The organism is Weissella paramesenteroides ATCC 33313 (genome assembly GCF_000160575.1).
GTDB lineage: Bacteria > Bacillota > Bacilli > Lactobacillales > Lactobacillaceae > Weissella > Weissella paramesenteroides.
In genome coordinates this window covers 1-1,434 of the sequence record NZ_GG697138.1, presented here as the reverse complement: position 1 = coordinate 1,434, position 1,434 = coordinate 1, and the positions used below count along the sequence as shown (strand labels likewise).

General features: G+C 42.3%; 2 protein-coding genes. Both read right to left on the bottom strand.

Annotated features, from left to right (window positions below; genetic code table 11):
- Nucleotides 1–30: 30 nt before the first annotated feature.
- Entirely contained in the window at nt 31–891 is an 861-nt protein-coding gene (locus tag HMPREF0877_RS10295; protein WP_002829237.1) for an IS3 family transposase, read from the bottom strand.
- An 8-nt stretch (nt 892–899) separates the two neighbouring features.
- On the bottom strand, nt 900–1,434 hold a 535-nt coding region (locus HMPREF0877_RS09705; protein ID WP_002829236.1), incomplete at its 5' end, for a transposase.

The following is a 1,434-nucleotide window of genomic DNA, read 5'->3' as shown; positions in this document are numbered from 1 at the left end:
TGAACTGAACCCCAAAAATTGGAGTGACGTTTAAGCGGCTAACTGGTCGGAAAGATTTCGGTATTGAACCGGAGTTCTTCCGGCCAGTTTTGTTTTTATCCGCTTATTGTTGTAGTAATAGACATAGTTAGTTATGCCGGACTTTAATTCGTCATAACTTTGATAATGGTTGTTATGTACCGTTCCTACCTTCAAGATGTGGAAGATACTCTCAGCCATTGCGTTATCTAGGCATGTCGCTTTGCGACTCATGCTCTGGAACACACGGTTAGTCTTTAGCCGTGATACATACTCATAATTTTGATATTGGAAACCTTGGTCAGAGTGAATTGTCATTCGATAATTCAATTCTGGCCTATTTTGTAGAAGCTCATCTAATGGCTTTGTGACGAACTCGACAGTTGGATGAAGATCGATATTCCAAGTGAGAATCTCACCACTATAAACATCAATATAGGCGGTGAAATAAGCACGTTCAGCCATCGTGCCTGATCCCCAACGGACTTCAGTGACGTCGGTGAGAACCTTCTGATATGGTCGATCCGTTGTGAACCGACGGTTTACACGATTCGGTGAGATATGTCCGACAGTGCCGGCGTAAGAATTGTACTTCCGTGTCAGACGGTTGAAAGCAGTACAGAGAAGCCCGTTCATCTTCATAATTTTCAGCACAACCTTATGGTTGGTGTTGAAGCCACGATTACGAAGCTCTTGTGTGACACGACGGTAACCGTAGTCCGGGTTGTCATCACGAATTGATATAATCGCATCAATTAACTCACGTGGATACTCCTTGTACGCACGCTTGCACGCGTCATGATAACTACTGCTAGACATCTCGGCTACTTGAAGAAGCAGCTTCAACTTGCACTTCAACTCTTGCCTTAGCACAGTGATTACTACCGCTTTGTCTTGGTTTGTAATTTCTTCTTTTCCTGAGCTAAGGCCTCGAGTTTTTCCAAGTAGGCTACCTTAATTCGAAGTAGTTCATTCTCTTCTTCGAGCTTCTTGATCTTGTCGTGTTCTTGCTTATTCATAGTTCGTTTCCGCCTTCGTTTATCAGGTTTTAGCCGACCAAACTCTAGCGCACGTTCCCAATGCCAAATTAAAGATGGACTTGTTATCCTAAACTTTCTAGCCGTTATGGGATACGACGCGTTGTGATTCAGTCGCCAATTAATTACCTTGATTTTAAAGGAATACGGATAACTTGTCTTGTTTCTGTGGGAATCTTTGATTCCATAAATACCATCCTGTTTGATTGATTTCACCCAGATTTCAAGAGTCGAATGAGCTTTGATTCCGAATTTTCTCCGTATTTCAACGGGCGGAACACCTTTGAGATACATCGATACTGCTTCAATTTGAATTTCTTTCGAGAACATAAGAAAACCCCATGAGTTAGATTTACTCCAACTCATGGGGTTCAGTTCA